Below are 26,065 nucleotides of genomic sequence, written 5' to 3'. Positions count from 1 at the left end.
TCACACGTCGACCGAGCGTGCGGAAAGTCTAGCCCGTCGGTCAGGTGCGCGGTAAAGGTGCTGGATAAAAGACTTTGAAGCGCGGCAGCGAGCATGCGTACTTTGTACGCATGCTCGAAGAAACCTCCCCCGCGAAAGCCGGTCCGCGGGAATGGGCCGGACTGGCCGTCCTGCTGTTGCCGTGCGTGCTGGCGTCGATGGACATGTCAGTGATGTTCGTGGCCATGCCGTCGCTGACCGCCGATCTGGAGCCGAGCGGTTCGCAGCTGCTCTGGATCATGGACTCGTACGGCTTCCTGCTGGCCGGCCTGCTCATCACGATGGGCACGCTCGGCGACCGGATCGGCCGTCGCCGGTTGCTGCTCGCCGGAGCGGCGGCGTTCGGCGGCGCGTCGGTCCTCGCCGCCTTCGCCGCTACGCCGACCACGCTCATCGTCGCCCGGATGCTGCTCGGCATAGCCGGCGCGACGCTCGCGCCGTCCACGCTCGCGTTGATCCGCGGCATGTTCCACGACGCCCGGCAGCGCGCCACCGCCGTCGGACTGTGGACGGCAGGGTTCGCGGGCGGCGCCGTGCTGGGGCCGATCATCGGCGGCCTGCTGCTCCAGCACTTCCACTGGGGTTCGGTGTTCCTGATCAACGTGCCGGTGATGGTTCTCCTGCTGACGCTCGGCCCGCTGTTGCTGCCGGAACACCGCGCCCCCGCGACAGGCCGGTTCGACCTGCTCGGCGCGGTGCTGTCGATCGTCTCCGTGCTCGGAATCGTCTACGGCGTCAAGCAAATCGCCGCGCACGGCTTCGACTGGCTGTCGATCGCGAGCTGCGTCGCCGGTCTCGCCGTAGGCGTGGCTTTCGTACGCCGCCAGCGCACCGCCGCGCGTCCGCTGATCGACCTCGCGCTGGTGCGGTCGCGTGCGTTCGCGGTGCCGTTGCTGATCGACCTGCTGGCGACGTTCGCGCTCGTCGGGTTCAACCTGTTCACCTGGCAGTACCTCCAGGTCGTGCGGGGCATGAGCCCGCTGGAGTCGGCGCTGTGGTCGCTGCCGACCTTCGCCGTGATGCCAGTCGGGATCGGGGCGGCCGCCACCTTGGCCGGCCGGATCGGCAAACCGCGCGTGATGACGATCGGCCTGCTGGTGGCCGCGGCGGGGTTCGTCCTGCTGACGCTGCCGCCGCCCGGAATCGGGTACTTCATCGCGGCGCTCACGGTGGTGTCGCTGGGCATCGCCGGAGTCGCGGCGGTGGTGACGGACGTGATCCTGTCCGCCGCGCCCCCGGAGCGAGCCGGAATGGCGTCGGCGATGGCGGAGACGTCCGCGGAGTTCGGCGGCGCGATGGGCATCGCCCTGCTGGGCAGCATCGGCGCGGCCGTCTACCGCGCGGCGATGCCGTCCGATTCCGGGAAAACCTTGGAGTCCGCGGCAAAGCTCCCACCGGGCGACGCACTGCGCGAGGCGGCTTTCGCGGCCTTCAGCACGGAAACCCGAGTGGCGGCGGCGGTGTGCGCGGCGCTGACCGCCGGCGCGGCTTTGGTGATCGCTCGCATCCGCTGAACGACGAAGGTCCCGGCCGCACTGCGGACGGGACCTTCGTGGTGTTGCAGCGGAGGATACAGGATTCGAACCTGCGAGGGCGTGAACCCAACACGCTTTCCAAGCGTGCGCCTTAGGCCGCTCGGCCAATCCTCCGTGGGGAAGAATACCGGATGGCCCTCCGGCCTTCCGCAGGTGGTCCGACCTGCGGCGACGGACTCAGGCCGGCACGACGTCGGCGACCACGATGGTGATGTTGTCCGGGCCGCCGCCCTCGTTGGCCAGTGCGATGAGGCGGGGGACGATTTCCTCGGGGGTGCCGTCGGAGAGGACGTCCTGGATGGCCGGTTCGCTGGCGCCCGCGGTGAGGCCGTCGGAGCAGAGCAGGTAGCGGTCGCCTGCTTGCGGGGTGAACTCCCAGACGTCCGGTTCGGCCGAGCCGGTGCTCAGGAGTGCCTTCATCAGCATCGAGCCGCGCGGGTGGTGGTCGGCGTCGGCGGCGCTGATGGTGCCGTCTTCGACCAGGGCCTGTGCCAGGGTGTGGTCGCGCGTGATGCGCTGCAGTTCGCCGTCGCGCAGGAGGTAGCCGCGGGAGTCGCCGACGTGCGCCGCGGCGAAGTGGGTGCCGTCGAACAGCAGCGTGGTCAGCGTGGTGCCCATGCCGTGCGTCGCGGGGGTTTCCTCGGCCACCTGCGCGAGCTGCCCGGCGACCCGGCGGACGCCGTCGGAGAGCAGGTTCGACAGGTTGTGCGCGGTGAGGTCGAGCGTGCGCAGCTCCGCGTCCAGCGAGGCCAGCACGCTGACCGCGGTCGAGCTGGCCACCTCGCCGTGCGGCTGGCCGCCGATCCCGTCGGCCACCACGAGCATCCGCCCGCTGGCGTAGACGGAGTCCTCGTTGTTGGTGCGTCGTCGCCCTTGGTCCGAGCCTGCGGAGTAGCGCAGGATGAACCGGGTCTGCTCGGTGGCCATGCCCCCATAAAACCATTGGTTGACTGAGTTAACAAGCAAAACGATGGAAACCGCTGTCGTCGGCTATCGTGCTCCCCATGGCAGACGACGCGGCGGTGAGTGCGGCCGACATCGCGCGCCTGGCGGGCGTGCGCCGGGCGGCGGTGAGCAACTGGCGGCGGCGCCATGACGATTTTCCCAAACCAGTGGGCGGCACGGCGTCCAGCCCGTTGTTTTCGCTTCCGGAGGTACAGGCGTGGCTGCGCGGGCGCGGTCGTCCGTTCGAGCTGGCGCCGATCGACGAAGCGTGGCAACGGCTGCGTGCGCTCGGCGACGACCTCGACCTCGGCGCGCGGTTGGCGGCGGTCGGCGAGTACCTCGCGGACGACGCTGAGGGGCCGGACGATCCGGGGTTGCTGGCGTTGATCTCGCAGCTCGCCGCGAGCGAAGGCGCGGCGGAGACGTTCGAGCAGCTCTGCGACCGTTTCTTCGAAGCACACGCCCGCCGGCTCTCCACGACGCCCACCGCGTACGCCGACCTGATGGTGCGGCTGACCGGCGCGAAGGGGGCCACGGTGCTCGACCCGGCGTGCGGGTTCGGGTCGCTGTTGCTGGCCGCCGCGGCGACCCGGGCGCGAGGGCAGGACGTCGACCCGGACACCGCGCGGATCGCGGGCATCCGGCTGCGGCTGCACGGCGCGGACACGGAGGTGCACGCCTCGGACGCGTTGCGCGCGGACGCTTTCGCGGACCGGCTGGCTGACGTCGTGCTGTGCGATCCGCCGTTCAACGAGCGCGGCTGGGGGCACGAGGAACTCGTCGGCGACGCGCGCTGGGAGTACGGGCTGCCGCCGCGGGGCGAGTCGGAGCTGGCGTGGGTGCAGCACTGCCTCGCGCACGTCAAACCAGGTGGCGCGGTCGCGGTGCTGATGCCGGGAGCCGCGGCGGGGCGGCGGAGCGGGAAACGCATCCGGGCCAACCTGCTTCGGGCGGGCGCGTTGCGCGCGGTGTGCACGCTCGCGCCGGGCACCGATCTCTGGCTGCTCACGCGCCCGGAGCCGGAGCAGCGCGCGCCGGCGACGGTGCTGATCGCCGACACCACCGCGGACGACGTCGAGCAGGTGTGGCAGGACTTCCTGGCCGATCCGGACACCGGCGAACGCATCATCGACGTGCTCGACGACGACGTCGACCTGAGTCCGTCCGGCCGTCCCGGTGAGAGCGATTCCGGCGAGGCTTTCCTTGCCGCGCAACGGGTTTTCGGGCAGATCGGGATTGAGCTGCCCAAGCTGGAACCGGCGTCCGGCGAAACGGCGCACACGACCGTCGGCGAGCTGGTGAAGGCGGGCGCGCTGCGGATCACGCACGCGCCGCCGCGTACCGCTGACGGCGACGAACCCGTGCTGACCACCGACGACGTCCTCATCGGCGGCCCGCCGACCGGGCACGCCGCGCCGGATCCGGCGGCGGTGCTCGCCCAGGAGGGGGACGTGGTCGCGTCGGTCACCGGCGCCGTGATCGTCCACAGTGGAGCGCCGGTGCGGCTCGGGCCCGCGCTTTCCCGTTATCGCGTGGATCCGGAGCGGCTCGACCCGCAGTTCCTCGCCGGATGCCTGCGCGCCGCGGACTTCCCGGTGCACAGCGCGTCGACCCGGATCGACGCGCGGCGGCTGAAGGTGCCGCGGCATCCGCTCGAAACGCAGCGTGCGTACGGCGTCGCTTTCCGCGCGCTCGCCGACTTCGACCGGGCACTGCGGCAAACCGCGGAAATCGGCCGCGACCTGGTGCGGCTAGGCTTTGCCGCACTCGCCGAAGGACGGCTGAAGCCCGGTGGCGGGTGAGCGCTGTGAGGGGGCCCATGCTGATCGCGGACCGCTACGAGGTCGACGATCTGCCGCTCGGGCGGGGCGGCATGGGTTCAGTGCACCGCGGGCTCGACCGGCGGCTCGGCAGGCAGGTCGCGATCAAGCTGCTTCGGCTTCCTGGCGGCGACGAAGAGCTGGAAGAACGCTTCGCCCGGGAAGCGCGGATCCTCGCGACGCTCGACCATCCCGGCGCGCCCACGCTCTACGACTTCGGTGCCCATGACGATCGGTTGTTCCAGGTCATGCAGTTCGTCGAAGGCGTGACGCTGGACGATCTGCTCGCCGAACACGGCCCGCTGCCGGTGTCCTGGGCGGCGGCGATCGCGGCGCAAGCGGCCGCGGTCCTGGCGGCGGCGCACGCTCGCGCGGTCTGTCACCGTGACCTCAAGCCGGCCAACCTGATGCTCTGCCCGGACGGCAGTGTGAAGGTGATGGACTTCGGGCTCGCTGTGTTGCGCGAAGCCGACACTGCTCGCTTCACGCGCGCGGGGCAGTTGCTGGGGACACCGTCGTACATGGCCCCGGAGCAGATCCAGCGTGGGCACGCGGAGCCGCGAAGCGACCTGTACGCGCTCGGCTGCGTCTTGCACGAGATGCTCACCGGCCGTCCGGTCTTCACCGGGCCGACGGCGTACGCGGTCTTCGACAAGCAGGTGAAGGAACCAGCGCCGGTGGTGCCCGGTGTGCCTCGGGAGTTGAACACGCTTCTCGCTGTGACGCTCGCGAAGGATCCTTCTGTGCGGCCGTCTGGGGCGGAGGTCCTGTACGCGCATCTTGTGCCTTTCGCGCGGGACTTGCCGCCGTTGCCGGGGTTCCTGCATCCGGCGACGGTGTTGAGTCCTTCGCGGATGTACGCGCGCATGGTGGGGCTTAGCGGCGAGCGCTGATGCTCGTTGGCGTCTGTTCCGAGAGCGGCAGACCGCGCTTCTGAATGCGGTAGTAGGTGAAGGCGTTCTGTACGCCGATGCTGACGCCGATCGTGAGCATGATCGTCGAGGACGTCACGGTGTTGCTGACGCCGAGCGCGGCTCCGATGAAGGAGAAGGCGACGCGTACGCCGATGGTGGCGAACCACAGCACCAGAGTGAGCGGAGTGCCCTTCACGAACGTCGTGCCTTCGCGTGCACTGAGGACCGAAGTGGAGCTTCGCAGGACGCCAAGCAGTCCGAGGACCACGACGTCGCCAGCCAGCAGCGCGTACTCCGTCGTGGTCGCGCTTTGCAACGCAGTGGCGGCGGAGAACACGCCGATCGCGGTCAGGATGAACGGGAGCGTCAGCAAACGCTTGCGGCTGAGGAGCGTGCCGCGCCACTGCCGGTAGACGACCCGGTACAGGACGAGCGCTGCGATCGCGGCGTAGAGAACGATGGTGAGCGGGCCGAGGTTCATGCTTCCAGCCTCGCCGGAATCGATGCGGGTTTCGTCGGCGTACGGGCTGGGGCCAGGTGGATCCGCGGCTCAACCCCGGGGTGGAGAAGCCGGATCGTGACCATTGCCGAGCAACCACGAAGGGGTGATGGTCGTCTATTCGGGTGATACGGGTCCTGCCGAATGCGACCCGACCGAACGCGGGGGTACCGGATCGTGAAGAGGGTTCTGGTGGGGATGGCGGCGCTGGCCGCGGCTTTCGGGCTCGTGGCGTGCTCCGGCAGCACGGCCGGATCGGCTGCCGGCGGCGGCGCGGTGCCCGCGGCGGCGAGCGTGCCCGTCTCGTCCTCCAGTGCGCCGACCAGCAGTTCTGCCCCGGCGACCAGCAGCAGCCCGGCGAGCACCAGCGCGAAGCCGAGTCCGAAACCGACGCCGAAGCCCGCTCCCAAGCCGAAGGCCGACCCGGAGCCGAGCACCGCCGACGTCCCGTGCGCCGCGGCCGCCGCCGCTTCGGGCACCAGCGCCTGCGTGGACATTTCCGCGCACCGCGCCTGGCTGCTGCAGGACGGCAAGGTGATCTACGGCCCCGTCTCGATGCTGCCCGGACGCAAGGGGCACGCGACCCCGACCGGCACGTTCCACGTGCTGTCCAAGGAAAAGCTGCACCTGAGCAAGCAGTTCGACAACGCGCCGATGCCGAACTCGGTCTTCTTCTATCCGGGCGACGCGTTCCACACCGGCAGCCTGAAGGTGTACTCGCATGGCTGCATCCACCTGTCGGCGACGTCGTCGCTGCGGTTCTTCAACACCCTGCACATTGGGGACGTGGTCCAGGTCGTGCCCTGACCGACCGCGTCACGGTCGAATAAATATCACCCGATAGAGGCAACTTCGTCCCCCTTCTGAGCGATTACCGGTCGCTGAGAAAGGGGTCCCGAATGGCCTGGCGCAAGCTCCGTTCCCTGGTGGTGGCCGCATTAGCGGTCGTCGCTGTCCCCACCGCGATCACCGCCGTCGCCCCGGCGGCAGCAGCCGACACCCCGGCGCTGCCGCCGGGGTTCGTTTTGCGGGACCTGCCCACCGGGCTCGGGCAGTACGAGTTCACCGACTTCGCCTGGCTGCCTGATGACAGCGTGCTGGCGCTCGGCAAGTCCGGCGTCGTCAACTGGGTCCCGGCCGCGGGCAGCGGCGCGCCGCAGCGGATCGCGACCTTCCCGGTCGAGACGCAGGGCGACATGGGCCTCACGAGCATCGCGCTCGCGGCGGACTACGCCAGCTCGCACCAGGTGTACCTGAACCGCTCGGTCTCGCTCGGCAACGGCCAGTACACGATGCGCGCCGCGAAGTTCACCGTGCGGCTCGACGGCGCGGGACATCCGTCCGGGCTGACCGGCGAGAAGGTGATTTTCGACCTGCCCGGCAGTCCGTACTACATCCACGGCCTCGACACGGTTTACCCCGCGCCGGACGGCACGCTCTGGTACTCCGTCGGAGACAACGGCGACGCGGGCAAGACCAACCCGGTCGCCTTCGTCGCGCAAGACCTCGATTCGCCGTTCGGCAAGATCCTGCACCTCACCGCGGACGGCAAGGGCGTGCCGACCAATCCGTACTACAACGCCGCCGCGCCGGATTCCGCTCGCAGCAAGGTGTTCGCGAGCGGATTCCGCAACCCGTTCCGGTTCAGCCTCGACCCGAAGAGCGGGCTGCCGGTGGTCGGCGATGTCGGCTGGTACACGTGGGAAGAGGTGGACGTCGTGCAGCCGGGCGCGAATCTCGCCTGGCCTTGCTACGAGGGGAACCACCCGACGCCGGGCTATTCGGCTGACGCGCGTTGTGCCGTGGCGGTGAACACGCCGCCGTTGTGGGACTACCAGCACGGGACCGGTCCGGCGCAGGGCAACAGTGTCACCGGCGGGATTGTGTATGGCGGCACGACTTATCCGGCCGCTTACCAGGGTGCGTACTTCTTCGGGGACTACGCGGGGCAGAAGATCTGGACGCTGCGGTACGACGCGCAGGGCAAGCTCACCCAGGCGCCCACGAGTCCCGCGCCGTTCCAGAATGTCGGCGGGGTTACCCGAATTTCCGCTGCGCCCAACGGGGACATCGTCTTCACGGACCTCAACTCCGGTGTACTGCGGCGGTTGAGCTACTCGACGAACAATGCTCCGCCGGTGGCGAAGGCTACTTCCTCGACGGATCCGGATACTCGCACGGTTTCCTTTGCTGCCAATGATTCGACTGACGCTGACGGCGATCCACTCACCTATTCCTGGGACTTCGGCGACGGCAGCACCGGCACCGGGATTCAGGTCAGCCATCAGTACGGGGACGGCGCTTCGTTCACCGCGACGTTGACGGTTTCGGATCCGCTCGGCGGCGTCGGGACCGCGAAGATCACTGTCGCCCCGGGCAATCATTCGCCGGTGCTGAATTTGTCCGCGCCGGACAAGACTTTTGCGGTGGGTGAGCAGGTTTCGTTGTCCGCCAAGGCGACTGACGCGGAGGATGGCGAGCTTCCCGTCACGTGGACGTCGTTGATTCGGCACTGTCCGGATCTCGGCGCCTGCCACGTGCATCCCAATGACGGTGCGACGGGGCCGACGTTGACGGTTCCGTTTACCGATCACACGGATTCTCGGATGGAATTCACCGCGACAGTCACGGACAGCGCCGGGGTGCAGGCGAGCAAGACGTATGTCGCTTACCCGCGCCAGCATCGGTTGACGTTGGTGGGCACGCAGCCGGCCGCGTTGAGCATCCCGAGCGAGGGTGGCGTCAGCAGTGCGATGGTCACTGAGGGTGCGACCTTTGACGTGACTGCTGCGTTGGTTGGCACCGATGGGGTTTCCAAGTTCACCGGTTGGCAGGGAGGTCCGGCTACCTCTTCGTGGTCGATCACTGTCGGCGCTGGTGATATGACACTGACCGCCAACTACCTGACGGCGATCGATCAGCGGTATGCGGCTGAGCCGGAGTTGCGGAGTTCGATCGGCGCGCCGACGGGTCCCGAGGTCGTTGACGGGCCGGTGCGGTACCGGCCGTATGCGAATGGGCGGTTGTACTGGTCCGCGGCTACCGGGGTGCACGAGATCGGCGGGGAGATCCTGGCCCGCTATCTCGCGATCGGCGGGCATCAGGTGTACGGGCCGCCGACGACCGACGAGACCCGGACCGCGGACGGGGTGGGCCGGTACAACCATTTGATCGGCACGCCGGGAAGCCAGGCCGCGGCTATTTTCTGGACGCCGTCCACCGGGGCGCATTCGGTCCAGGGACAGATTCTGGTCAAGTGGGCCGCTCTCGGCTGGGAACGCGGGGTCGGGTATCCGACCACCGACGAGTCCGGGACTCCCGACGGGGTCGGGCGGTACAACCACTTCACCAGTGGCTCGATTTATTGGACGCCTACAGGTGGCGCGCATCAGATCGGCGGGGCGATTCGGGACAAGTGGGCTTCGCTGGGCTGGGAGCGGGGGCTTGGCTACCCGACCACGGATGAGTCTGCGACGCCGGACGGAGTGGGGCGGTACAACCACTTCACGGTGGGCGGGTCGATCTACTGGACGCCGTCTACTGGGGCGCATCAGATTGGTGGGGCGATTCGGGACAAGTGGGCTGCTCTCGGCTGGGAGCGCGGTCTTGGTTACCCGACTACGGATGAGTCCGCGACTCCGGACCGGGTCGGCCGGTACAACCACTTCACGGTGGGCGGGTCGATCTACTGGACGCCGTCTACTGGGGCGCATCAGATTGGTGGGGCGATTCGGGACAAGTGGGCTGCTCTCGGCTGGGAGCGCGGTCTTGGTTACCCGACTACGGATGAGTCCGCGACTCCGGACCGGGTCGGCCGGTACAACCACTTCACGGTGGGCGGGTCGATCTACTGGACGCCGTCTACTGGGGCGCATCAGATTGGTGGGGCGATTCGGGACAAGTGGGCTGCTCTCGGCTGGGAGCGCGGTCTCGGTTACCCGACTACCGATGAAACCAGTACGCCTAACGGGATCGCGCGCTACAACCACTTCAACGGCGGCGGGTCGATTTACTGGAGCCCGCGTACCGGGGCGCACATGGTGCAGGGGGAGATTCGCAAGCGGTGGGCCGCGCTGGGCTGGGAGTGGGGTTATTTGGGGTTGCCCACCTCGGATGAGTACCCGATCAGTGGCGGGGCCCGAAGCGATTTCCAGGGCGGTTATGTGATTTACCGGTATGGCGTGACCACGAATTACCGGTGGTGAGTCGGCTCGGGGCTGCCGTCGGTGTCCTCGCCGACGGCCGTCCTGGTGGTAGCTCCGCACCGGAGTTTCTTGTTACTGTGTCCGCAGGTCGTGACTGGCGTGTGAAGATGGATCACCATCGGGGAGCGACCTCGTCCACGTGACGTCGTGCCGTACGCCTGGGCTCTTGTGGGATCGAGATCCGGGAGACACGGCGATGGTTCAAGCTCTGGCTTTTTCGGAAGCGTCCTGGCACCGGCCGCGGCTGGTGGGAATCGTGAACGTCAGCGCGGACTCGTTCTCCGACGGCGGCAGATTCCTGACCCCGGCGAACGCGCTCGCGCACGCTCGCCGATTACTGGCGGCGGGCGCGGACGTCGTCGAACTCGGCCCCGCGGCCAGTCATCCGGGCGCCGAGTCGGTGACCGCCGACGAGGAAATCCGGCGGCTGGACCTGGTCCTCGACCACCTGGTCGCCGACGGCGTCCCGGTGTCGGTCGACTCGTTCCAGCCCCGGACCCACCTGTTCGCCGCTTCTCGCGGTGCCGCGTTTCTCAACGACATCCAGGGATTTCCGGACCCTGAACGGTATGCGGAGCTGGCCGGTACGGGATGCCGCCTCGTCGTCATGCACTCGGTGCAGCGGCGGGGGCCCGCGACCAAAGTACGCACCGACCCGCAGGCGGTGCTGACGTCGCTGGAGCAGTTCTTCGACCAGCGGCTGACCGCGCTCGAAGCGGCTGGCATCGACCGCGAACGGCTGATCATCGACCCCGGACTCGGATACTTTCTCGGCGCCACGCCGGAACCGTCGCTGGCTGTCCTGGCGGCACTCCGCGCGATCCGGACCCGGTTCGGTGTCCCGATCATGGTCTCGCCGTCCCGGAAGTCGTTCCTGCGCGCGATCACCGGACGCGAGCTGTCAGAGATCGGTCCGGCCAGCCTCGCCGCGGAGCTTTATGCCGCCAGCCACAGCGTCGATTTCATCCGGACTCACGACGTCGCAGCGCTTCGGGACGCGCTCACCGTATTCACCGTTCTAGACCAGTACGCAGGAGCCAGCCGATGACGCGTCTCGACACTGCTCGGATCCGGGCCGCTCGCCGGCGGATCGATCCTGCCTTCCTCGACTCTCCGCTGTTCCGTTGCGAAGCGCTGGAACGCGACCTCGGCTGCGCGGTGAGCATCAAGCTCGAAACGGCGAACCCGGTCCGCAGCTTCAAGGCGCGCGGCACCGAAGTCGTCGCCAGCGCGCTCGCCGACAACCACGCCTCCGCTGTCGTTTGCGCGAGCGCGGGAAACCTCGGCCAAGCCCTCGCCTGGTCCGGCCGCGACCGAGGACTCGACGTGACCGTGGTGGCCTCCCGCTTCGCACCCGCCGCCAAGCTCGAGCGGATCCGTGCGCTGGACGCCCGGCTGGAACTGGTGGACGGCGACATCGAAACGGCACGCGAACGAGCAGCAGCCATCGCACGGCGCGACGGCATCCGGCTGGTCGAAGACAGCCTGGACCTCGAGACCTGCGAAGGCGCGGCAACCATCGGCCTGGAACTGGCGGACACCCTGCCCGCGTTCGATGCCGTACTGATCGCTTTGGGCGGCGGGGCACTGGCCACCGGCGTGGGACACGTGCTCAAGGAGCGCGCGCCCGAGGTCGAGGTGATCTGCGTCCAGCCACTGGGCGCACCGGCGATGACGCGCTCCTGGCACCAGCAGCGCGTCGTCTCAACCGACTCGACCGACACCATCGCCGACGGCGTCGCGGGCCGCTTTCCTATTCCAGCGGTGCTGAATGACCTCCTTCTCGTTGCCGACGACGCCGTCCTGGTTCAGGAGGCGTCGATCATCACTGGCATGCGGCTGCTGTTCGAGCGCGCCGGACTCGTCGTCGAACCCTCAGCCGCGCTCGGCGTGGCCGCGATCCTCGAAAACCGCGACCGCTTCGCTGGACGGCACGTGGTCACGATCGTCTGCGGGAGCAACGTCGATGAAGCCGCTTACCGCCGTTGGATCGGGGCGGCTCCCGAGCACAGGTCTTGACGGTTTTCCGGAGACGGTTTCCGTGGCGGCGAAGGGATTCTGCGACGGCATAGTGGCATGTGGAAGACCCGTTGCGGCAGATTTCGTTGCGGCACAACCTAAGCCGAAGCAGCTCGACAACCTAAGCCGAGACCGCCGCGACGCAGAACTCGCTCCCCTCCGGATCCGCCATCACCACATGGCGCCCCTCGAATTCCGCCAGAATCTCCCGCCCGCCGACCCCAGGCGTCCAGCCTCGGCTTTGATCCAGGGCCGCCAGCCGGGGCCTGGTCCCCTTGTGGCGGCGGAGGTTCGTCGACATAGCTGAGTGCCGTTTTCCAGAAACCCGCGAGGAGTTGTGCGTTGGTGCAGTCCAGGGTGAGATCGATGGTGGCAGTCATGCCGAAAAGCTACTGCGCACCACCGACAAAAACTCAGGCCAGATCAGCCGGACGGGTGCCGGTGGAGGCGAGTGGCAGACCCAGCGCCACCCGTTCGGTCAGCCAGCTGCTCGGGCGGTAGCGCGGATCCCCGGTGCCGCGCAGGAGGCCGTTCAGGATGCGCAGGACCTTTTCCGGGCCGACCAAATCGCCCCATGCCAGGGGGCCGCGGGGGTAGCCCAGGCCAAGGCGCACCGCGGTGTCGATGTCGGCGGGGGCCGCGAGACCCTGGTCGGCGATGTAGCAAGCCGTGTTGATGATCGAGGCCAGGAGGCGTTGCGCGATGGGGGCGGCACCGTCGCGGACGACCGTGACCGGGGTTCCGGTGGCGGCCAGGGCGCCCCAGGCGGCGCGGCCGTAGTGCGGGTCCAGTCCAGGGTGGACAGACATGGTGAAGCGCGATTCGTAGCCGAGGGCGTCGATTCCGACGACGCGCGCGGCGGGCAGTTCGAGTTGCCTCGCAGCGTCCACAGTGGACTCTCCGCGCAGGGTCACCAGGAGAACCGTGTCGGGGTAGGCGTCGGGGACGACGTCGACGCCTGCTGCGGACAGGAGACGGCCGAGGCGTTCGTCGGCGGCGTAGACCGGCGTGGTCGGGGCGGGCGGAGCGGTGGGCTCCGGCGGGACCTCTTGTTTTCCGTCGACATAGCGGTAGAAGCCTTCGCCGGTTTTGCGGCCGAAGAGTCCGGCGGCGACGCGCGGGCGGGTGAGCCACGACGGGCGCAGGCGCGGTTCGGAGTGGAAGCCGCTCCAGATGCTTTCCAGCACCGCGTGCGAGACGTCCAAACCGGTGAGGTCCAGCAGCTCGAACGGGCCGAGTTTGAGGCCGAGGACGTCGCGCGCGATGCGGTCGATCTCGGCGGGAGCGGCGAGGGATTCGGAAAGAATCTGCAGCGCCTCGGTGTTCAGGCCGCGGCCCGCGTGGTTGACGAGGAAGCCGGGGGCGTCCTTCGCCAGCACCGGCTCGTGGCCCCAGCCGCGGACGAGTTCGAGGGCTTCACCGGGCAGCCAGTCGGCGGTGCGCGCGCCGGGGATGACCTCGACCAGGCGCATGAGCGGGACCGGGTTGAAGAAGTGCAGGCCGATCATCCGCGTCGGGTCAGCGAGCCCGGCGGCGATTTGGGTGACCGACAGCGAGCTGGTGTTGGTCGCGAAGATCGTTTCGGGGCCGCAGATCTTCTCGAGCCCGGCGAAGAGCGTCTGCTTCGTGTCGAGGTCTTCGCGGACGGCTTCGATCACCAGGTCCACCCCGTCGGCGGGGGCAAGCGGGCCGTCGACCGGGACGAGGCGTTCCTTCGCCGCACGGCCCTTCTCCTCGCTCAGCTTCTCCTTGGCGACCAGCCGGTCGACCATCGCGCCGACGTGGTCGATCGCCGCGGCGACCGCTTCCGGCTGCACGTCCGCGAGTTCCACGGTGACCCCGCCGGTCGCGGCGAGCTGGACGATGCCGCGTCCCATCACCCCGGTGCCGATCACGCGGATCCTGCCGACCCGTCCGGCCCATCCCGTCACGTCGAACCTGCCTTTCGCTTTGGCGCCACGGCGAACTTACCCCGGACTACAGACCGACGAAGTCCGCCATCTGCCCGACGAGGTGTTCGAAGTACGCGTCCGCCGGGTCGACGCTGCCGACGTACTGGCCGAACAGCTCGAAATTGAGCGCGCCGAACAGCTGGGTCCAGGCGGCGATGGCGCGCATGACGACCTCGGCCGGCGCGTCGAGGTCCAGAGTCCGGCTGAGCTGGTCGGCCTGCGCGCGCAGTTCCTCCGACATCGGCGCGGTGACCGCCGGCTCGTGCGGATGGGCGTCGCGCAGCACCGCGACCAGCGCGAAGGCCACTCGCCCGGCGGGGCCGACGGTGTCCTGCGGAGCCTGGTAACCGGGGATCGGCGACCCGTAGATGAGCGCGTATTCGTGCGGGTTCGCGCGGGCCCAGTCGCGGGTCGCGCGCCAGATGGCCCGCCAGCGTTCGCGCGGGTCGCCGGTGTGCGGGTCGGCCTGTTCGGCGGCCTGGCCGACGGCGTTGTACGCGTCGACGATCAGCGCGGTGAGCAGGTGATCGCGGCTCGGGAAGTACCGGTACAGCGCCGACGAGACCATCCCCAGTTCACGGGAGACCGCACGCAGGGAAAGCCCGTGCGCGCCGACGTCTGCCAGCTGACGGCGGGCCTCGTCCTTGATCTCGCGGGTCAGCTCTGCACGGACCCGCTCGCGGGCGGTCCGGGGTGCGGCAGTCATGCGATCAGTGTGCCTCGAACGAGAGCGCTGCGCAAAACCGAGAGCACTGCTCTTGACGCGAGACGGCCTGTGGGTGTTCACTGTTCACAACAGAGAGCACCGCTCTCGCAGATCGAGGAGGACCCGATGACCAGCACCCGCTACCTCGAACCGGGCAAGGCGACCGCGGCGTTCAACGGCTTCGTCCGCTGGCTCACCAAGCGCGGCCTCAGCGTGTGGGGCAGCCGGGTGCTGGGCGTCCGCGGCCGCAAGTCAGGCGAACTGCGCGAGGTGCCGGTGAACCTGCTGCCGTTCGAGGGCAAGCAGTACCTGGTGGCCGCACGCGGCGAAACCCAGTGGGTGCGGAACCTGCGCGCCGCGGGCGAGGGCCAGCTGACCGTCGGCCGCCGCACCGAGACGTTCACCTACCGCGAGCTGTCCGACGAGGAGAAGCCCGCCATCCTGCGCTCGTACCTCAAGCGCTGGGCATTCGAGGTCGGCACGTTCTTCGAGGGCGTGGACGCGAAGGCACCGGAGGAGAAGCTGCTGGAGATCGCGCCCGGCTACCCGGTGTTCGAGATCTTCACCCGGTGATCAGCGCACGCGTTTCCGGAAGGTGGTGGCCGCGACGAGAACCACGCCGACGAGGAACGCGACCAGCCCGATCAGGAACCAGAGCTTCTGGCCGGTCATGAAACTGCCGGTCAGCACCCCGACGCCCTGCAGCACCCACACCGCGCCGACGAGCACCAGCACCACACCGCACGCCAGCGTGATCCACCGCTTCACGAGCATCTCCTAGCTAGACGGACCCTCTTGAGGAGTGTCTCAAGGTTCCCCCTCGCGACCCGCCCAGCCCAGCCCCGGCCCGGATGTGCCCCCAATGTGGCATTGGGTGCATCTGACGCACCGAACGCCACATTGGGTGCATCTGACGCACCCAATGCCACATTGGGGCGCAAGCCCCCACCTCCGCCCAAACCGCAGCCGGTGCTCCCAACGGTCGAGGTACCCACCCCAAAAACCGCACCGATGCACCCAACGAGCGAGGCACCCAGCCCTCCCCCAACCCCGATACGAAGCCTCCCTGCGGTTCGGGGGTGCTTGTCAAGGCATCTTTCCCGCCTTGACAAGCACCCCCGAACCGTCAGCACAATCAAACTTCGGGGTGCCCCACGCAACCACTCACCAAGCACCTACCCCCGCCGACGAGGCTGCCCCCCAAACTGCTGCGCCTCCCCCAGAGAAGTAGCAGTAGCCGTAGCCCCCTGCACCTTCGCCACCACAGTCACATTGTCCCCAGCCTTAGGCGACCCACTCTTCTCCGTAGAAGAATCCAACGTATAGCTCTGCTTATAACCGTCCTTGCTAGTCAAAGTCACCGAAGTAGCACTGAGCTCGGTGATCGTCCCCGTCTGCAGCCGCTCAGTCACATACCCGCCAGCCGAATCCGCCACCACGAAATCGCCATGCAACGCATCCCGCAGCGCAGCCATCCCGCCCATCCCCCCGCGACCGGCAAACCCACCAGGCCCACCTGGCCCACCGAATCCGCCCGGCCCTTGCTGCGCGGCCGCGTTATTGCCACTGGTACCCGCCCAGATCGCCAGTCCACCACCGACCGCGATCACCACCGCGACTCCCGCCGCGATCGCGGTTTTCCGGCCGGACCACGCCTTGCCCTGGCCGCTGCCGCCGGATGCGGGGGCGGGCTGCTCTCCCCAGGTCGCGCCCTCTGCTGGATCGGTCGTCATGGTCTCCTCCGGAACGTTCGCGCTTGTCCTTTCCGAGCGTCGGGGCGGCCGCTGTGCGGAAGCTGTGCCGGACGTGGGGGACACCTGTGCACCCAGGCGGGGGAACGGCGCACAGGAAACACACAGCCGGCGCACAGGCCGACCTGAAGACGGGGCCCGAAGATGGCACCATGAGCAGTGTGAACGCCGCGTCTGCCGGCCGGGGCAAGGCCGAACTGCGCCGCGCGGACGGCAGCCCGGTCCGCGTGCTGGTCGTCGACGACGAGTCGACGCTGGCCGAACTCGTGTCCATGGCCCTGCGGATGGAGGGCTGGGAGGTGCGCAGCGCGGGCACCGGCGCCGAGGCGGTGCGCGTCGGCCGCGATTTCCGGCCGGACGCCGTGGTGCTCGACGTGATGCTGCCCGATTTCGACGGCCTCGAGGTGCTGCGCCGGATGCGCGCCGAAACGCCGTATCTGCCGGTTCTTTTCCTTACCGCCAAGGACGCGGTGGAGGACCGGATCGCCGGGCTCACCGCGGGCGGCGACGATTACGTGACCAAACCGTTCAGCCTGGAAGAAGTGGCGCTGCGGCTGCGCGCGCTGCTGCGCCGGGCGGGCGGGGTGTCCGGATCGACCGGCTCGCAGCTGGTGGTCGGCGATCTGACCCTGGACGAGGACAGTCGCGAGGTGCACCGGGGCGGCGATCTGGTGCCGCTGACGGCGACCGAGTTCGAATTGCTCCGCTACCTGATGCGCAATCCGCGCCGGGTGCTGTCGAAGGCGCAGATCCTCGACCGCGTGTGGAGCTACGATTTCGGCGGCCAGGCGAATATCGTCGAGCTGTACATTTCCTACCTCCGCAAGAAAATCGACGCCGATCGGGAACCGATGATCCACACCATGCGCGGCGCCGGGTATGTCCTCAAACCCGCCGCGGGCTGAGCGCCGCCGTCCGTGGTCGTTGCGCCGCAGGCTGATCGTTCAGCTGGCGGCGCTGCTCGCGCTGGTCTGCCTGGTCGTCGGCGTGGTCACCGAGTTCGCGTTGAACAGCTTTCTCGTCGGGCAGCTCGACGGGCAGCTGTCGGCGGCGAGCGACCGCGGGTTCCGGCACGGCGTTCCGAGACCGCCGATCAACGGTTCCGGCAAGCTGCCGCCGGATCCGCTGCGCGTGCTCGGCCAGCCCGAGGGGACGCTCAGCCTGGTCGTCCACGACGGCAAGGTCAACGGGCAGGTGATCGGCCCGTTCGGCCTCGTCCCGCTGACCCCGGAGCAGGACCGGGTCCTGCTCGTCCTCGCGCCGAACGGCCAGAGCCGCACGGTCGAACTTCCCGGGAGTCTCAAGAAATACCGGGTGGTCGCGACGTATTCGCCGCGCGGCGAGTTCACCGTGATCGGGCTGCCGATGAGCCGGGTCTCGGAAACGTTGTGGCGGCTGGGATTCATCTTCGGCGGCGTCGCGCTCGGCGGGATTCTCGTCGCCGGGTTCGCTGGTGCGGTCACGATCCGGCGCACGATGGCTCCGCTGGACCGGCTCGCCGCCACCGCTTCCCGGGTGTCCGAACTGCCGCTGGACCGCGGCGAGGTCGCGTTGTCCGAGCGAGTGCCCGAAGTGGACACTGACCCGCGCACCGAGGTCGGCAAGGTCGGTTCGGCGATCAACCGGATGCTCGGTCACATCGCCGAAGCGCTCGCCGCCCGGCATGCCAGCGAAAGCCGGGTGCGGCAGTTCGTCGCGGACGCGAGCCACGAATTGCGCACGCCGCTCGCCGCGATTCGCGGATATGCCGAACTGACCCGGCGCGGCAGCGAACAGGTGCCGCCGGACATCGCGTTCGCGATGAGCCGGGTGGAATCCGAATCGGCGCGGATGACGACGCTGGTGGAGGATTTGCTGCTGCTCGCCCGGCTCGATTCCGGGCGTCCGGTCGTGCACGAGCCGGTCGATTTGTCCCGGCTGGTCGCGGACGCGGTCGCCGATTCGCACGTCGCCGGCCCGGAACACAAATGGCTGCTGGAACTTCCCGGCGAACCGATCGCGGTGCTCGGCGATGCCGGGCAACTGCACCAGGTCGTGCTGAACCTCCTCGGCAACGCCCGCACGCACACGCCCGCGGGCACCATAGTGACCACCGCACTGTCCACTAGGGACGGATGGGTCACTTTGTCCGTTGTGGACGATGGGCCGGGAATTCCGCCGGAAATCCTGCCCGAGGTATTCGAGCGGTTCGCGCGCGGCGACAATTCGCGTTCGCGCGCCGCCGGAAGCACTGGGCTGGGGCTGGCGATTGTCGCTGCGGTCGTGGCCGCGCATTCCGGACGCGTGATGGTGAACAGCGGTCCGGGGCGTACCGAATTCGTGGCCTCGTTCCCGCAATTGCGTGACGGTGCCAACACTCCTTAGTGAGCGATTCACAGCCCGCGCACAGCCGGGGCCGTGAGAATGACGGGCATGACGACTGCCGTCGCGCCGCGCTGGGTGCGCCTCGCCGTCGCGGTGCTGCTGCTGGGCACCGCCGCGTTGTATCTCACGAATGTCGCGATTTCCGGCTGGGGCAATGATTTCTACGCGATGGCCGTGCAAGCGGGCACGTGGGACTGGAAAGCGTGGTTCTTCGGTTCGCTCGACCCGGGCAATGTGGTCACCGTCGACAAACCGCCGCTTTCCCTGTGGGTGATGGGATTGTCCGGGCGGCTCTTCGGCTTCTCCAGCTGGAGCATGCTGGTGCCGGACGCGCTCGCCGGCGTGGGCTCGGTCGGCCTGCTGTACCTGGCGGTGCGGCGGTTTTCCGGTCCGGTCGCCGGATTGCTGGCCGGCGCGTTGCTCGCGCTCACCCCGGTCGCCGCGCTGATGTTCCGGTTCAACAACCCGGACGCGTTCCTGGTGCTGCTGCTCGTCGCGGGCGGGTATTTCCTGGTGCGGGCGCTGGAAACGGCGAGCACGAAATGGCTGCTGCTGTCGGGGGTCGCGATCGGTTTCGGATTCCTCGACAAGATGTTGCAGGCATTCCTGGTGTTGCCTGCCTTCGTGCTCGCCTACGCGGTTGCCGCGCCGACTTCCTTGGGACGGCGGATGTGGCAATTGCTCGCCGCCGCCGGTGCGGTGGTGGTTTCCGCGGGTTGGTGGGTGCTCGCGGTGGCGTTGTGGCCGGTCGCGGATCGGCCCTACATCAGCGGGTCGACGAACAACAGCGTGCTGGAATTGGCCTTCGGGTACAACGGGCTCGGCCGGATTTTCGGACAGTCGCACGGTGGGGACGCCCGGCCGAAGATGCCGGAGTTTTCCGGTGCCGGACACGGTTTCGGCGGTCAGGCGGGCCTGACTCGCTTGTTCACCGAGCAATTCGGCGGCGAAGCGTCCTGGCTGCTGCCAGCCGCCTTGATCGGGCTCGTGGCCGGGTTGTGGTTCACCCGGCGTGCGCCGCGGACTGACCGGACTCGGGCCGCGCTGCTGCTGTGGGGCGCCTGGACAATGCTCAGCGTCCTCGTCTTCAGCTATATGAGCGGGATCATCCACCCGTACTATACGGTCGCGCTCGCTCCGGGAATCGCTGCCACCGTCGCGATTTCCGCTACCGAACTGTGGCGTGGCCGTGCTTATCTCGCGCCGCGGGCGGTGCTCGCGGTGATGCTGGCGGCGACGGTCGCGTGGAGTTTCGTTCTCCTGCAACGGACGCCGAGCTGGCAGCCATGGGTGCGATACTCCGTGCTGGTGCTGGGCGTCTTGGGCGTTTTCGCGTTGCTGATCGGGACTGCGCGCCGGGCAGTCGCGGTGCTTGCACTCGTGGCTGCCCTGCTGGGGATGGCCTCATTCACGGTGGCTACCGCGTCGACGGCGCATACCGGCGGAAGCCCGGCATCCGGACCGCAGCACAAGGGCCGCATCGGTTTCGGCGGACCGCAACAGTCCAATGTGGAATTGAATCGGCTGCTGGAGTCCACGACGACGAAGTGGGCCGCCGCGGAAACCGGTGCGATGCAGGCCGCCGGGCTCGCGTTGGGCAGCGGCAAACCGGTGCTCGCCGTCGGCGGGTTCAGCGGCGGCGACCCCGCGCCGACCCTCGCGCAATTCCAGCAGTACGTGGCGAGCGGGGAGATCCACTACTTCGTCGTCGGAGCGCGCAACGGCCGCGGCGGCCCGGGTGGCAGCCGCGGCACGTCCGGGAGGATCACCGCCTGGGTCGAGCAGCACTTCCACCCCACCACGGTCGGCGGCGCGAAGGTCTACGACCTCACGCAAAAGTGACCGAGGTATTGGCTCCGCACAACACAAAACACGGCAGCTCGGCCGGGATCCGACCGGCCAGCCAGGCGGCCAGCGGGGCCGCCGCGGCCGGTTCGACGACGAGCCGGAAGTCGCGCCACAGCAGGTCGCGCGCGGCGAGGAGCTCGGCGTCGGACACCAGCACGGACGTGACGCCTGGCGAGTTGAGGATGCTGAACGCCAGCTCGCCGACACGGGTCGCGCCGAGCGCGGAGGCGGCGACCGAGTCGATGGTGACGTCCACCGGCTCGCCCGCGGCGAGGGCGGCGTGCAGTGCCTGGCAGTGCTCCGGCTCCACCGCGAACACCTGACGGCCGTCCGCGGCCAGCGTCGCACCGGACGCCAGTCCACCGCCGCCCACCGCGACGGCAATGGCATCGACGTCCGGTGCGTCGGCCACGATCTCCGCGGTCGCGGTTCCTTGCCCGGCGATCACGTCGGCGTCGTCGTACGCGTGCAGGTAGCGGGTGCCGGGTTCTTCTGCGACGGCCAGCGCGGCTGCGGCGGCCTCGCTGTACGCCGCGCCGTGCCGGAGGAGCTTCGCGCCGGCCGCTTCGATGCCGGCGGCCTTCGCTTCGGGCACGGACTCCGGCACGTAGACGACAGCGGGAATGCCCAGCGACTGCGCGGCGGTGGCGACGCCAAGGCCGTGATTGCCGCCCGACGCCGTGACGACGCGCTTCGGCTTAGGCCCGTTGAGCAGGGCGTTCACCGCGCCGCGGAGTTTGAACGAACCAGACCGCTGGAGCTGCTCCAGCTTGAGCACGAGGGGACGGCCGTCGATTTCGGTGCGTAACAGCGGTGTCCACCGGACGTGTGGTCGAAGGCGGAGATGGGCAGCGGCGACGTCGGCGGCGACAGGTGCGGTGCGCATATCGGCCATTCTGCTCCGGGTCCTGCTCGCTCGCGTGCCGCTCGCCGGGAAAACCCCAGCGTGTCAGGGCGCGACACGGTGCAAGAGGGCATTGTCCATCCCTTGCCGATCTCGCTAAGCTCTGCGCAGACGTGGGGTGTCCGACCATGTGCGTACCGCGACGAGTACTACTGAGAGTAGTAGCGTCCTGCGGGTGTCCCCGTTCGGTGCACTCCACGCCTCGGTCTCGTCGGGACTCCTCGGGAACGGAAGGTGACGTGGATGCGCGACGGCTCGCCCCGGTCGCGGGAATCCGCTGCGCGGCTGCTTGACCGCCTCGGGATCCGCACCGTGCAGGCGCGAGTAACCGTGCTGGTCGTGGCTCCGCTGGTCCTGGTCTTGGCAGCGGCAGTTCCGCTCGTGGTTGCCCAGGTCACCGCCGCGTCGGCAGCCGCGACCGCTTCGGACACCGCGGCCCGAGGGCAGCGGATGGGCGGCCTGGTCGGACAGTTGCAGCGGGAAAGCCTGCTCACGGCCGCCTTTGTCGCTGACCCGTCGGCCACCAACTCGGCGCTCGTCCGGCAGCAGCAGACGGTCGACAGCGCTGCGCACGGCGTCGCGGACAGCCTGGCCAGCCCCGGCGGTGAACTGGCGAAACTGCGGCAGAAGGCGCTCAATCGTCAGATTTCCGTAGCTGATGTCGCTTCTGGCTACGATTCCATGTCCGTTGGGCTGATCGACGCATTGGGACTGGCCACTTCGGACAGCTCCGGGGCAAGGACGCTCGACGCCCTGCTGCGCGCGGACGAACAGCGAGCGGCCCGGGCGAGCGCGCTGATCGCGTCCGCCGGAGCCGATCGCGCAGGTCAGCGCGCTGCCGTCTACGGAGAACAGTTCGCCCGGCTGGCGGGGAAGCAGGACGCGGCACAGGTCGACGCGGTCGAGGCCGGAGCGACGGCCCAGCAGCTTGACCGGCTGGCCACGGCGCCGCGGCAGGACCGGCAGTTTGTGTCCGATGTGGTCACTGCCGGTACTCAGCTCGCCGATCAGCGCGACGCGATGGAGACCCGGATCGCCGACGCGATTGCCGGCGCGGCCTCCGCGAAAGCGTCCAGCGCGACCCGGACGGCCTTCATCGTCGGCGGCGCCGCGATTGTCCTTTTCGGACTGGTTGCCGCGTTGTCCGTGCTGGCCGCGCGCTCCATTGCCCGGCCGCTGCGGCGGCTGAGCAGGCAAGCCCGCTCGACCGCCGACCTCGCCGCCCCTGAATTGGTTCAGGCCGCCGAACCGGGATCGGGTCCGCCGCAACCGCTGCTGCCCGCGCTCGAGGCGGACACCGGCGGCGAACTGGCCGAGCTGGCCGAGGCGTTCAACCGGCTCCGCGGCACCGCGGTGGAAGCGGTGACCGAGCAGGCGAACACGCGTCGCGCCGGGGTGCAGCTGCTGGTCGGAGCGGCCAAGCGCACGCAGAATCTGGTCGCGGGCCAGCGCACCGCGATCGAGGAATTGACGCGCGGCGCCGACGATCCGGTGCTGCTCGCCGGGCTGCACCGCGTGGGGCACGCGGCCCTCCGGCTGCGGCGCACCGCGGACGATCTGCTTGTGGTGACGGGAAATCGCGACGAAACCCGGGTCGGCGGTCCGATCGAACTGGCCACCGCGTTGCGTTCGGCCGCCGCGGAAATCGACGACGAATCCCGGATCCGGCTCGGCGAACCGGCGGAGGCGCTGCTCGCGCCGTCGCTGGGGATCGACCTGGTGCTGCTGTTCGCCGAACTGCTGGAAAACGCCGCCGCGTTCTCCCCGCCGGAGTCGCTGGTGGAGATTTCGACGGAGTTCCAGTCGTCGGGCGACCTGCTGGTGCGCATCGCCGATCACGGCGTCGGGCTGTCCGCGGACCGGTTGGCGCAGGAGAACCGCCGCCTCGCCGAACCGGTCGACGAGGCGTCCGGCCAGCAGCTCGGCTTGGCCGTGGTCGGACGGCTCGCGCAGCGGCATTCGCTGCGGGTCGAACTGGAGTCCACTCCGGACGGTGGCGTGACGGCGAAGGTCTCGGTACCGCAGGCGCTGTTCACCCGCGACGTCGATTTCCGGCGCGGGCCTGGGCTTTTCGAGCCGGGGCAGGTGCCTGACCCGCGGCCGGTGCTGCTGCCCGCGCCCGCGATCGCCGCGTTGTCCACGCCGACTCCGGCCGGGTTCCGGTGGTTCACCGACCCGCCGGAGCCGGAAGCCGACGAGCCGACGCAGGACGAGGCTCCGAAATGGCCGGAAGCGGAGCCGGAATTCGCTTCCCGCGCCGGAACGCTGGAAATTCCTGACGAGCCCGAAGAGTCCACAGAGGACGTTCCGGACACCGCGGACCCGTCTCCGACGCACCAGTTCACCGTGGTGCAGCCGGAATCCCGCGACGGCGTCTTCCGCCGCGTCCCCGGTGCGCAGCTGGCCCCCGGGCTCAAACTGCCGCAGATCGTCCGCACCCCGTTGCCGCGCCGCGAATTGCGCGATCCGGCCGCCGAGCGGGCCACCTTCGACTCGTTTTCCGACGGCGTCGCCAAAGCACAGCAAGTCACCGCCCAGCAGGCCGATCAAGGAGGATCATGACCGTTCCCGCCGCCGCGCAGAACTTCAACTGGCTGGTCAACCGCTTCGCGCTGCACACCGCGGGCGCGATCGCCGCGCTCGCGGTGTCCGCGGACGGGCTGCTGATCGCCGCGTCGCAGGACCTCGACCGCGCGGACGCCGACCGGCTCGCGGCGACCTGCTCGGCGATGCTCGCGCTGGCACAGAGCGTGTCCGAAAGCCATCCGCTCGGCGATCCGGACAAGGTCGTGGTCGAGCTGGAACGCGGCTACCTCGTGGTCTGCACCATCAGCATCGGCTGCTCGCTCGGCGTGCTGGCCAACAAGCAGGCCAGCCTCGGCACGATCGCCTACGAGATGGCGATGTTCGCCAACCGCGCGTCCGAAGTCCTTACCCCCGCGCTGGTCGAGGAGTTGAAGAACACCGCGTTCGCCTGACCCGTGAAGATCCTCGTGCTTGGCCCGGCCGGAGCCGGGAAAACGACGGCGGTGCACGCCGTTTCGGAGATCGCGCCGGTGCGCACCGACGCCGGCGACACCACCGCGGCGCTCGACTTCGGCAGGCTCGGCGAGGGCGAGCGGTGCCGCTACCTGTTCGGTGCGCCGGGACAGGCCCGGTTCTGGTTCCGCTGGCCCGACCTCGTGCGGGGCGCGGACGCGGCGCTCGTGGTGGTCGACCCGCGGCGGATCGCGGACGCCTACCCGGTGCTCGACGCGGTCGAAGGGCTGCGGCTGCCGTTCGTGGTCGGGGTGAACTGCTTCGACGGCCTGCTCACGCGTCCGCTGCACGACGTGCGCTGGGCGTTGACCGTGCGCGACGGCATTCCGGTGCATCCGTTCGACGCCCGCGACCCGGCGTCCGTGCGAGAGGTGCTCGACCTCGTCGAGGCCGCCGTGGTGCGGGGGTCGGAGGCGCGGCAACCGAGTCCGCTATAGTCGTCTGCGGGGACCCCCCGTGGCGTCCACCCTGTGAACTTCCCCAGGGCCGGAAGGCAGCAAGGATAAGCGGGCTCTGGCGGGTACGGGGGGAACCCGCTTTTTTTGCTGATTCGGCGAAAAGTAGGCGGGCACGGACCGCAGCCGATCTGCTCGCTGGAACCCTTCCCGCCGTGACTGTCGTCGAATCAGCAACAGACGGCGCAGTATGCCTTAAAACAGGCCTAACACGTCATCCGGCGGCGTCGGCGAGGGCAGTGCCTCCGCGTCGAAGACCGGTGCGGCCTTCCCCCGCAGCTGCCGCAGCTCATCGCCGTGCACCGCCCGCGCCGGATACGGCGAGGACGCCGCGCGCCGGGTCAGCTCCGCGGTCGGCAGGTCGAGCCGCGAGGCGGCCAGCACGAGATTCCCGAACCGGCGGCCGCGCAGCACGCTGGGCTCGGCCAGCAGGACGACGTGCGGAAACACCTCCGCCAGCGTCGCGAGGAACCGGCGGGCGAACGGCAGGCCGGGGCCGTCGGAGATGTTCGCCAGCATCGTGGCTCCCGGTCGGAGCACGCGGGCCACCTCGGTGACGAACTCGACCGTCGCCAAGCCGCTTGCCAGCGTCGCGCGCTCGAAGGCGTCGAGCACGATCAGGTCCGCCGTCGCGTCGTGCCTGCTGCGCACGCCCGTGCGGCCGTCCTCGATCCGTACCCGCAGCTTCGGGACGCTGCGCAGGTCGAGCTGTTCGCGGACCAGGTCGATCAGCGGCTCGTCGGCGTCGAAGACCAGCTGCCGCGAACCCGGTCGCGTCGCGGCGACGTAGCGCGGCAGGGAGCAGCCCGCGCCGCCGACGTGCAGCGCGTCGAGCGGGCCGGGCGGAAGGAAGTCGACCAGGTCGCCGAGCCGGCGCACGTAGTCGAACTCGAGGTTCGTCGGGTCGTCCAGATCGACGTAGGACTGCGCCACCCCGCCCACCGAAAGCATCCACGCGTTGGGCCGATCGGCGTCGCGCAGCAGCTCGGCGGTCCCGAACCGCACCGGATAAGTGCCCGGCCGCGGGCCGCTCGGCGCACGGCCGCGACCGGAACGGGAGGGGCTCACCG

At 69.2% G+C, this 26,065-nt stretch carries 23 protein-coding genes, 1 tRNA gene, 1 other RNA gene and 1 riboswitch; of the genes, 15 read left to right on the top strand and 10 right to left on the bottom strand.

Annotated elements, in window-relative coordinates; genetic code table 11:
- Positions 1-110 precede the first annotated feature (110 nt).
- The gene (locus EIZ44_RS02300; RefSeq protein WP_134727596.1) at positions 111-1,553 is read left to right on the top strand and encodes an MFS transporter; all 1,443 of its coding nucleotides are present in this window, start codon (positions 111-113) and stop codon (positions 1,551-1,553) included.
- A 50-nt stretch (positions 1,554-1,603) separates the two neighbouring features.
- Here the strand turns inward: EIZ44_RS02300 and EIZ44_RS02295 are convergent.
- Positions 1,604-1,688 (bottom strand) — tRNA-Ser (locus EIZ44_RS02295).
- A gap of 63 nt (positions 1,689-1,751) precedes the next feature.
- A complete protein-coding gene (locus EIZ44_RS02290) occupies positions 1,752-2,501 on the bottom strand; it encodes a PP2C family protein-serine/threonine phosphatase (RefSeq protein ID WP_037808538.1) in 750 nt (249 codons plus the stop codon).
- Positions 2,502-2,578: 77 nt separating this feature from the next.
- Between EIZ44_RS02290 and EIZ44_RS02285 the strand changes: the two genes are divergently transcribed.
- Entirely contained in the window at positions 2,579-4,321 is a 1,743-nt protein-coding gene (locus tag EIZ44_RS02285) for an HsdM family class I SAM-dependent methyltransferase (RefSeq protein ID WP_134727595.1), read from the top strand.
- A 17-nt stretch (positions 4,322-4,338) separates the two neighbouring features.
- Complete coding sequence (locus EIZ44_RS02280; RefSeq protein WP_134727594.1) at positions 4,339-5,232, top strand: serine/threonine-protein kinase; 894 nt, start codon at positions 4,339-4,341, stop codon at positions 5,230-5,232.
- Here EIZ44_RS02280 and EIZ44_RS02275 read toward each other — a convergent pair.
- Together EIZ44_RS02275 and EIZ44_RS45340 are read right to left on the bottom strand one after the other, a co-directional pair.
- Positions 5,216-5,734, bottom strand: a complete 519-nt coding sequence (locus EIZ44_RS02275; RefSeq protein ID WP_134727593.1) for a hypothetical protein — start codon at positions 5,732-5,734, stop codon at positions 5,216-5,218. The two genes, EIZ44_RS02280 and EIZ44_RS02275, sit on opposite strands and share 17 nt — an antisense overlap.
- Complete coding sequence (locus EIZ44_RS45340; RefSeq protein WP_240691205.1) at positions 5,731-6,249, bottom strand: hypothetical protein; 519 nt, start codon at positions 6,247-6,249, stop codon at positions 5,731-5,733. The genes EIZ44_RS02275 and EIZ44_RS45340 overlap by 4 nt, the downstream gene beginning before the upstream one ends.
- Between EIZ44_RS45340 and EIZ44_RS45335 the strand changes: the two genes are divergently transcribed.
- The 4 genes from EIZ44_RS45335 (at position 6,242) to EIZ44_RS02255 (ending at position 11,976) form a co-directional block, all read left to right on the top strand.
- Entirely contained in the window at positions 6,242-6,559 is a 318-nt protein-coding gene (locus EIZ44_RS45335) for a L,D-transpeptidase (protein ID WP_199817306.1), read from the top strand. The genes EIZ44_RS45340 and EIZ44_RS45335 overlap by 8 nt on opposite strands.
- Positions 6,560-6,651: 92 nt before the next feature.
- Complete coding sequence (locus tag EIZ44_RS02265; RefSeq protein WP_134727591.1) at positions 6,652-9,957, top strand: PQQ-dependent sugar dehydrogenase; 3,306 nt, start codon at positions 6,652-6,654, stop codon at positions 9,955-9,957.
- An 80-nt stretch (positions 9,958-10,037) separates the two neighbouring features.
- A riboswitch (ZMP/ZTP riboswitch) is annotated at positions 10,038-10,128 on the top strand.
- Between the two features lie 25 nt (positions 10,129-10,153).
- Positions 10,154-11,005: a dihydropteroate synthase gene (gene folP, locus EIZ44_RS02260; protein WP_134727590.1), complete on the top strand. Its 852-nt coding sequence runs from the start codon at positions 10,154-10,156 to the stop codon at positions 11,003-11,005.
- Positions 11,002-11,976 (top strand): threonine ammonia-lyase, encoded by a 975-nt coding sequence (locus EIZ44_RS02255; protein ID WP_134727589.1) that lies wholly within the window; start codon positions 11,002-11,004, stop codon positions 11,974-11,976. The genes folP and EIZ44_RS02255 overlap by 4 nt, the downstream gene beginning before the upstream one ends.
- Positions 11,977-12,389: 413 nt before the next feature.
- Here the strand turns inward: EIZ44_RS02255 and EIZ44_RS02245 are convergent, their stop codons facing one another.
- Positions 12,390-13,907, bottom strand: coding sequence for a 3-hydroxyacyl-CoA dehydrogenase (locus EIZ44_RS02245; RefSeq protein WP_134727588.1), 1,518 nt, complete (start codon positions 13,905-13,907; stop codon positions 12,390-12,392).
- Positions 13,908-13,953: 46 nt separating this feature from the next.
- Complete coding sequence (locus EIZ44_RS02240) at positions 13,954-14,634, bottom strand: TetR/AcrR family transcriptional regulator (protein ID WP_037808524.1); 681 nt, start codon at positions 14,632-14,634, stop codon at positions 13,954-13,956.
- Between the two features lie 126 nt (positions 14,635-14,760).
- Between EIZ44_RS02240 and EIZ44_RS02235 the strand changes: the two genes are divergently transcribed.
- Positions 14,761-15,207, top strand: coding sequence for a nitroreductase family deazaflavin-dependent oxidoreductase (locus EIZ44_RS02235; RefSeq protein WP_037808522.1), 447 nt, complete (start codon positions 14,761-14,763; stop codon positions 15,205-15,207).
- Here the strand turns inward: EIZ44_RS02235 and EIZ44_RS02230 are convergent, their stop codons facing one another.
- Both EIZ44_RS02230 and EIZ44_RS45325 read right to left on the bottom strand, forming a co-directional pair.
- The gene (locus EIZ44_RS02230; RefSeq protein WP_037809354.1) at positions 15,208-15,402 is read right to left on the bottom strand and encodes a hypothetical protein; all 195 of its coding nucleotides are present in this window, start codon (positions 15,400-15,402) and stop codon (positions 15,208-15,210) included.
- A gap of 407 nt (positions 15,403-15,809) precedes the next feature.
- Positions 15,810-16,367: a hypothetical protein gene (locus tag EIZ44_RS45325; protein WP_134727587.1), complete on the bottom strand. Its 558-nt coding sequence runs from the start codon at positions 16,365-16,367 to the stop codon at positions 15,810-15,812.
- Between the two features lie 170 nt (positions 16,368-16,537).
- On the opposite strand from EIZ44_RS45325, the gene EIZ44_RS02220 reads away from it, so the two are divergent.
- From EIZ44_RS02220 to EIZ44_RS02210, 3 genes are read left to right on the top strand one after another with little or no spacing between them, the layout of a single operon-like run.
- Positions 16,538-17,290 (top strand): response regulator transcription factor, encoded by a 753-nt coding sequence (locus tag EIZ44_RS02220; RefSeq protein WP_043834561.1) that lies wholly within the window; start codon positions 16,538-16,540, stop codon positions 17,288-17,290.
- Positions 17,265-18,749, top strand: a complete 1,485-nt coding sequence (locus EIZ44_RS02215; RefSeq protein WP_134727586.1) for a sensor histidine kinase — start codon at positions 17,265-17,267, stop codon at positions 18,747-18,749. Before EIZ44_RS02220 ends, EIZ44_RS02215 begins: the two co-directional genes overlap by 26 nt.
- 48 nt (positions 18,750-18,797) lie before the next feature.
- Positions 18,798-20,591, top strand: a complete 1,794-nt coding sequence (locus EIZ44_RS02210; RefSeq protein ID WP_134727585.1) for a glycosyltransferase family 39 protein — start codon at positions 18,798-18,800, stop codon at positions 20,589-20,591.
- Here EIZ44_RS02210 and EIZ44_RS02205 read toward each other — a convergent pair.
- A complete protein-coding gene (locus EIZ44_RS02205) occupies positions 20,578-21,483 on the bottom strand; it encodes a serine/threonine dehydratase (protein ID WP_134727584.1) in 906 nt (301 codons plus the stop codon). The genes EIZ44_RS02210 and EIZ44_RS02205 overlap by 14 nt on opposite strands.
- Positions 21,484-21,744: 261 nt before the next feature.
- On the opposite strand from EIZ44_RS02205, the gene EIZ44_RS02200 reads away from it, so the two are divergent.
- From EIZ44_RS02200 to ffs, 4 genes are all read left to right on the top strand, one after another.
- Positions 21,745-24,063 (top strand): sensor histidine kinase, encoded by a 2,319-nt coding sequence (locus tag EIZ44_RS02200; protein WP_134727583.1) that lies wholly within the window; start codon positions 21,745-21,747, stop codon positions 24,061-24,063.
- Positions 24,060-24,479, top strand: a complete 420-nt coding sequence (locus tag EIZ44_RS02195) for a roadblock/LC7 domain-containing protein (protein ID WP_009084595.1) — start codon at positions 24,060-24,062, stop codon at positions 24,477-24,479. Before EIZ44_RS02200 ends, EIZ44_RS02195 begins: the two co-directional genes overlap by 4 nt.
- 3 nt (positions 24,480-24,482) lie before the next feature.
- Positions 24,483-24,977 (top strand): GTP-binding protein, encoded by a 495-nt coding sequence (locus tag EIZ44_RS02190; protein ID WP_134727582.1) that lies wholly within the window; start codon positions 24,483-24,485, stop codon positions 24,975-24,977.
- Between the two features lie 5 nt (positions 24,978-24,982).
- An RNA gene (gene ffs, locus EIZ44_RS02185) (signal recognition particle sRNA small type) lies at positions 24,983-25,082 on the top strand.
- 108 nt (positions 25,083-25,190) lie between these two features.
- On the opposite strand, the gene EIZ44_RS02180 is transcribed toward ffs, so the two are convergent.
- The gene (locus tag EIZ44_RS02180; RefSeq protein ID WP_134727581.1) at positions 25,191-26,063 is read right to left on the bottom strand and encodes a fused MFS/spermidine synthase; all 873 of its coding nucleotides are present in this window, start codon (positions 26,061-26,063) and stop codon (positions 25,191-25,193) included.
- Positions 26,064-26,065 lie beyond the last annotated feature (2 nt).

The sequence above is a fragment of the Amycolatopsis nivea genome, from assembly GCF_004522235.1.
Lineage (GTDB): Bacteria > Actinomycetota > Actinomycetes > Mycobacteriales > Pseudonocardiaceae > Amycolatopsis > Amycolatopsis nivea.
Note: the sequence above shows the minus strand (reverse complement) of the source record. Positions and strands in the feature narration are given on the sequence as shown.

What these genes read in the sequence shown, in the direction of transcription:
- EIZ44_RS02210 (WP_134727585.1), top strand. Translation starts at nt 18,798, where the DNA reads ATGACGACTGCCGTCGCGCCGCGCTGGGTGCGCCTCGCCGTCGCGGTG.
- EIZ44_RS45325 (WP_134727587.1), bottom strand. Translation starts at nt 16,367, where the DNA reads ATGACGACCGATCCAGCAGAGGGCGCGACCTGGGGAGAGCAGCCCGCC.
- EIZ44_RS02220 (WP_043834561.1), top strand. Translation starts at nt 16,538, where the DNA reads ATGAGCAGTGTGAACGCCGCGTCTGCCGGCCGGGGCAAGGCCGAACTG.
- EIZ44_RS02265 (WP_134727591.1), top strand. Translation starts at nt 6,652, where the DNA reads ATGGCCTGGCGCAAGCTCCGTTCCCTGGTGGTGGCCGCATTAGCGGTC.
- EIZ44_RS02290 (WP_037808538.1), bottom strand. Translation starts at nt 2,501, where the DNA reads ATGGCCACCGAGCAGACCCGGTTCATCCTGCGCTACTCCGCAGGCTCG.
- EIZ44_RS02215 (WP_134727586.1), top strand. Translation starts at nt 17,265, where the DNA reads ATGTCCTCAAACCCGCCGCGGGCTGAGCGCCGCCGTCCGTGGTCGTTG.
- EIZ44_RS02240 (WP_037808524.1), bottom strand. Translation starts at nt 14,634, where the DNA reads ATGACTGCCGCACCCCGGACCGCCCGCGAGCGGGTCCGTGCAGAGCTG.
- EIZ44_RS45340 (WP_240691205.1), bottom strand. Translation starts at nt 6,249, where the DNA reads ATGTCCACGCAGGCGCTGGTGCCCGAAGCGGCGGCGGCCGCGGCGCAC.
- EIZ44_RS02205 (WP_134727584.1), bottom strand. Translation starts at nt 21,483, where the DNA reads ATGCGCACCGCACCTGTCGCCGCCGACGTCGCCGCTGCCCATCTCCGC.
- EIZ44_RS02300 (WP_134727596.1), top strand. Translation starts at nt 111, where the DNA reads ATGCTCGAAGAAACCTCCCCCGCGAAAGCCGGTCCGCGGGAATGGGCC.
- EIZ44_RS02200 (WP_134727583.1), top strand. Translation starts at nt 21,745, where the DNA reads ATGCGCGACGGCTCGCCCCGGTCGCGGGAATCCGCTGCGCGGCTGCTT.
- EIZ44_RS02235 (WP_037808522.1), top strand. Translation starts at nt 14,761, where the DNA reads ATGACCAGCACCCGCTACCTCGAACCGGGCAAGGCGACCGCGGCGTTC.
- EIZ44_RS02285 (WP_134727595.1), top strand. Translation starts at nt 2,579, where the DNA reads ATGGCAGACGACGCGGCGGTGAGTGCGGCCGACATCGCGCGCCTGGCG.
- EIZ44_RS02280 (WP_134727594.1), top strand. Translation starts at nt 4,339, where the DNA reads ATGCTGATCGCGGACCGCTACGAGGTCGACGATCTGCCGCTCGGGCGG.
- EIZ44_RS02275 (WP_134727593.1), bottom strand. Translation starts at nt 5,734, where the DNA reads ATGAACCTCGGCCCGCTCACCATCGTTCTCTACGCCGCGATCGCAGCG.
- folP (WP_134727590.1), top strand. Translation starts at nt 10,154, where the DNA reads ATGGTTCAAGCTCTGGCTTTTTCGGAAGCGTCCTGGCACCGGCCGCGG.
- EIZ44_RS02255 (WP_134727589.1), top strand. Translation starts at nt 11,002, where the DNA reads ATGACGCGTCTCGACACTGCTCGGATCCGGGCCGCTCGCCGGCGGATC.
- EIZ44_RS02195 (WP_009084595.1), top strand. Translation starts at nt 24,060, where the DNA reads ATGACCGTTCCCGCCGCCGCGCAGAACTTCAACTGGCTGGTCAACCGC.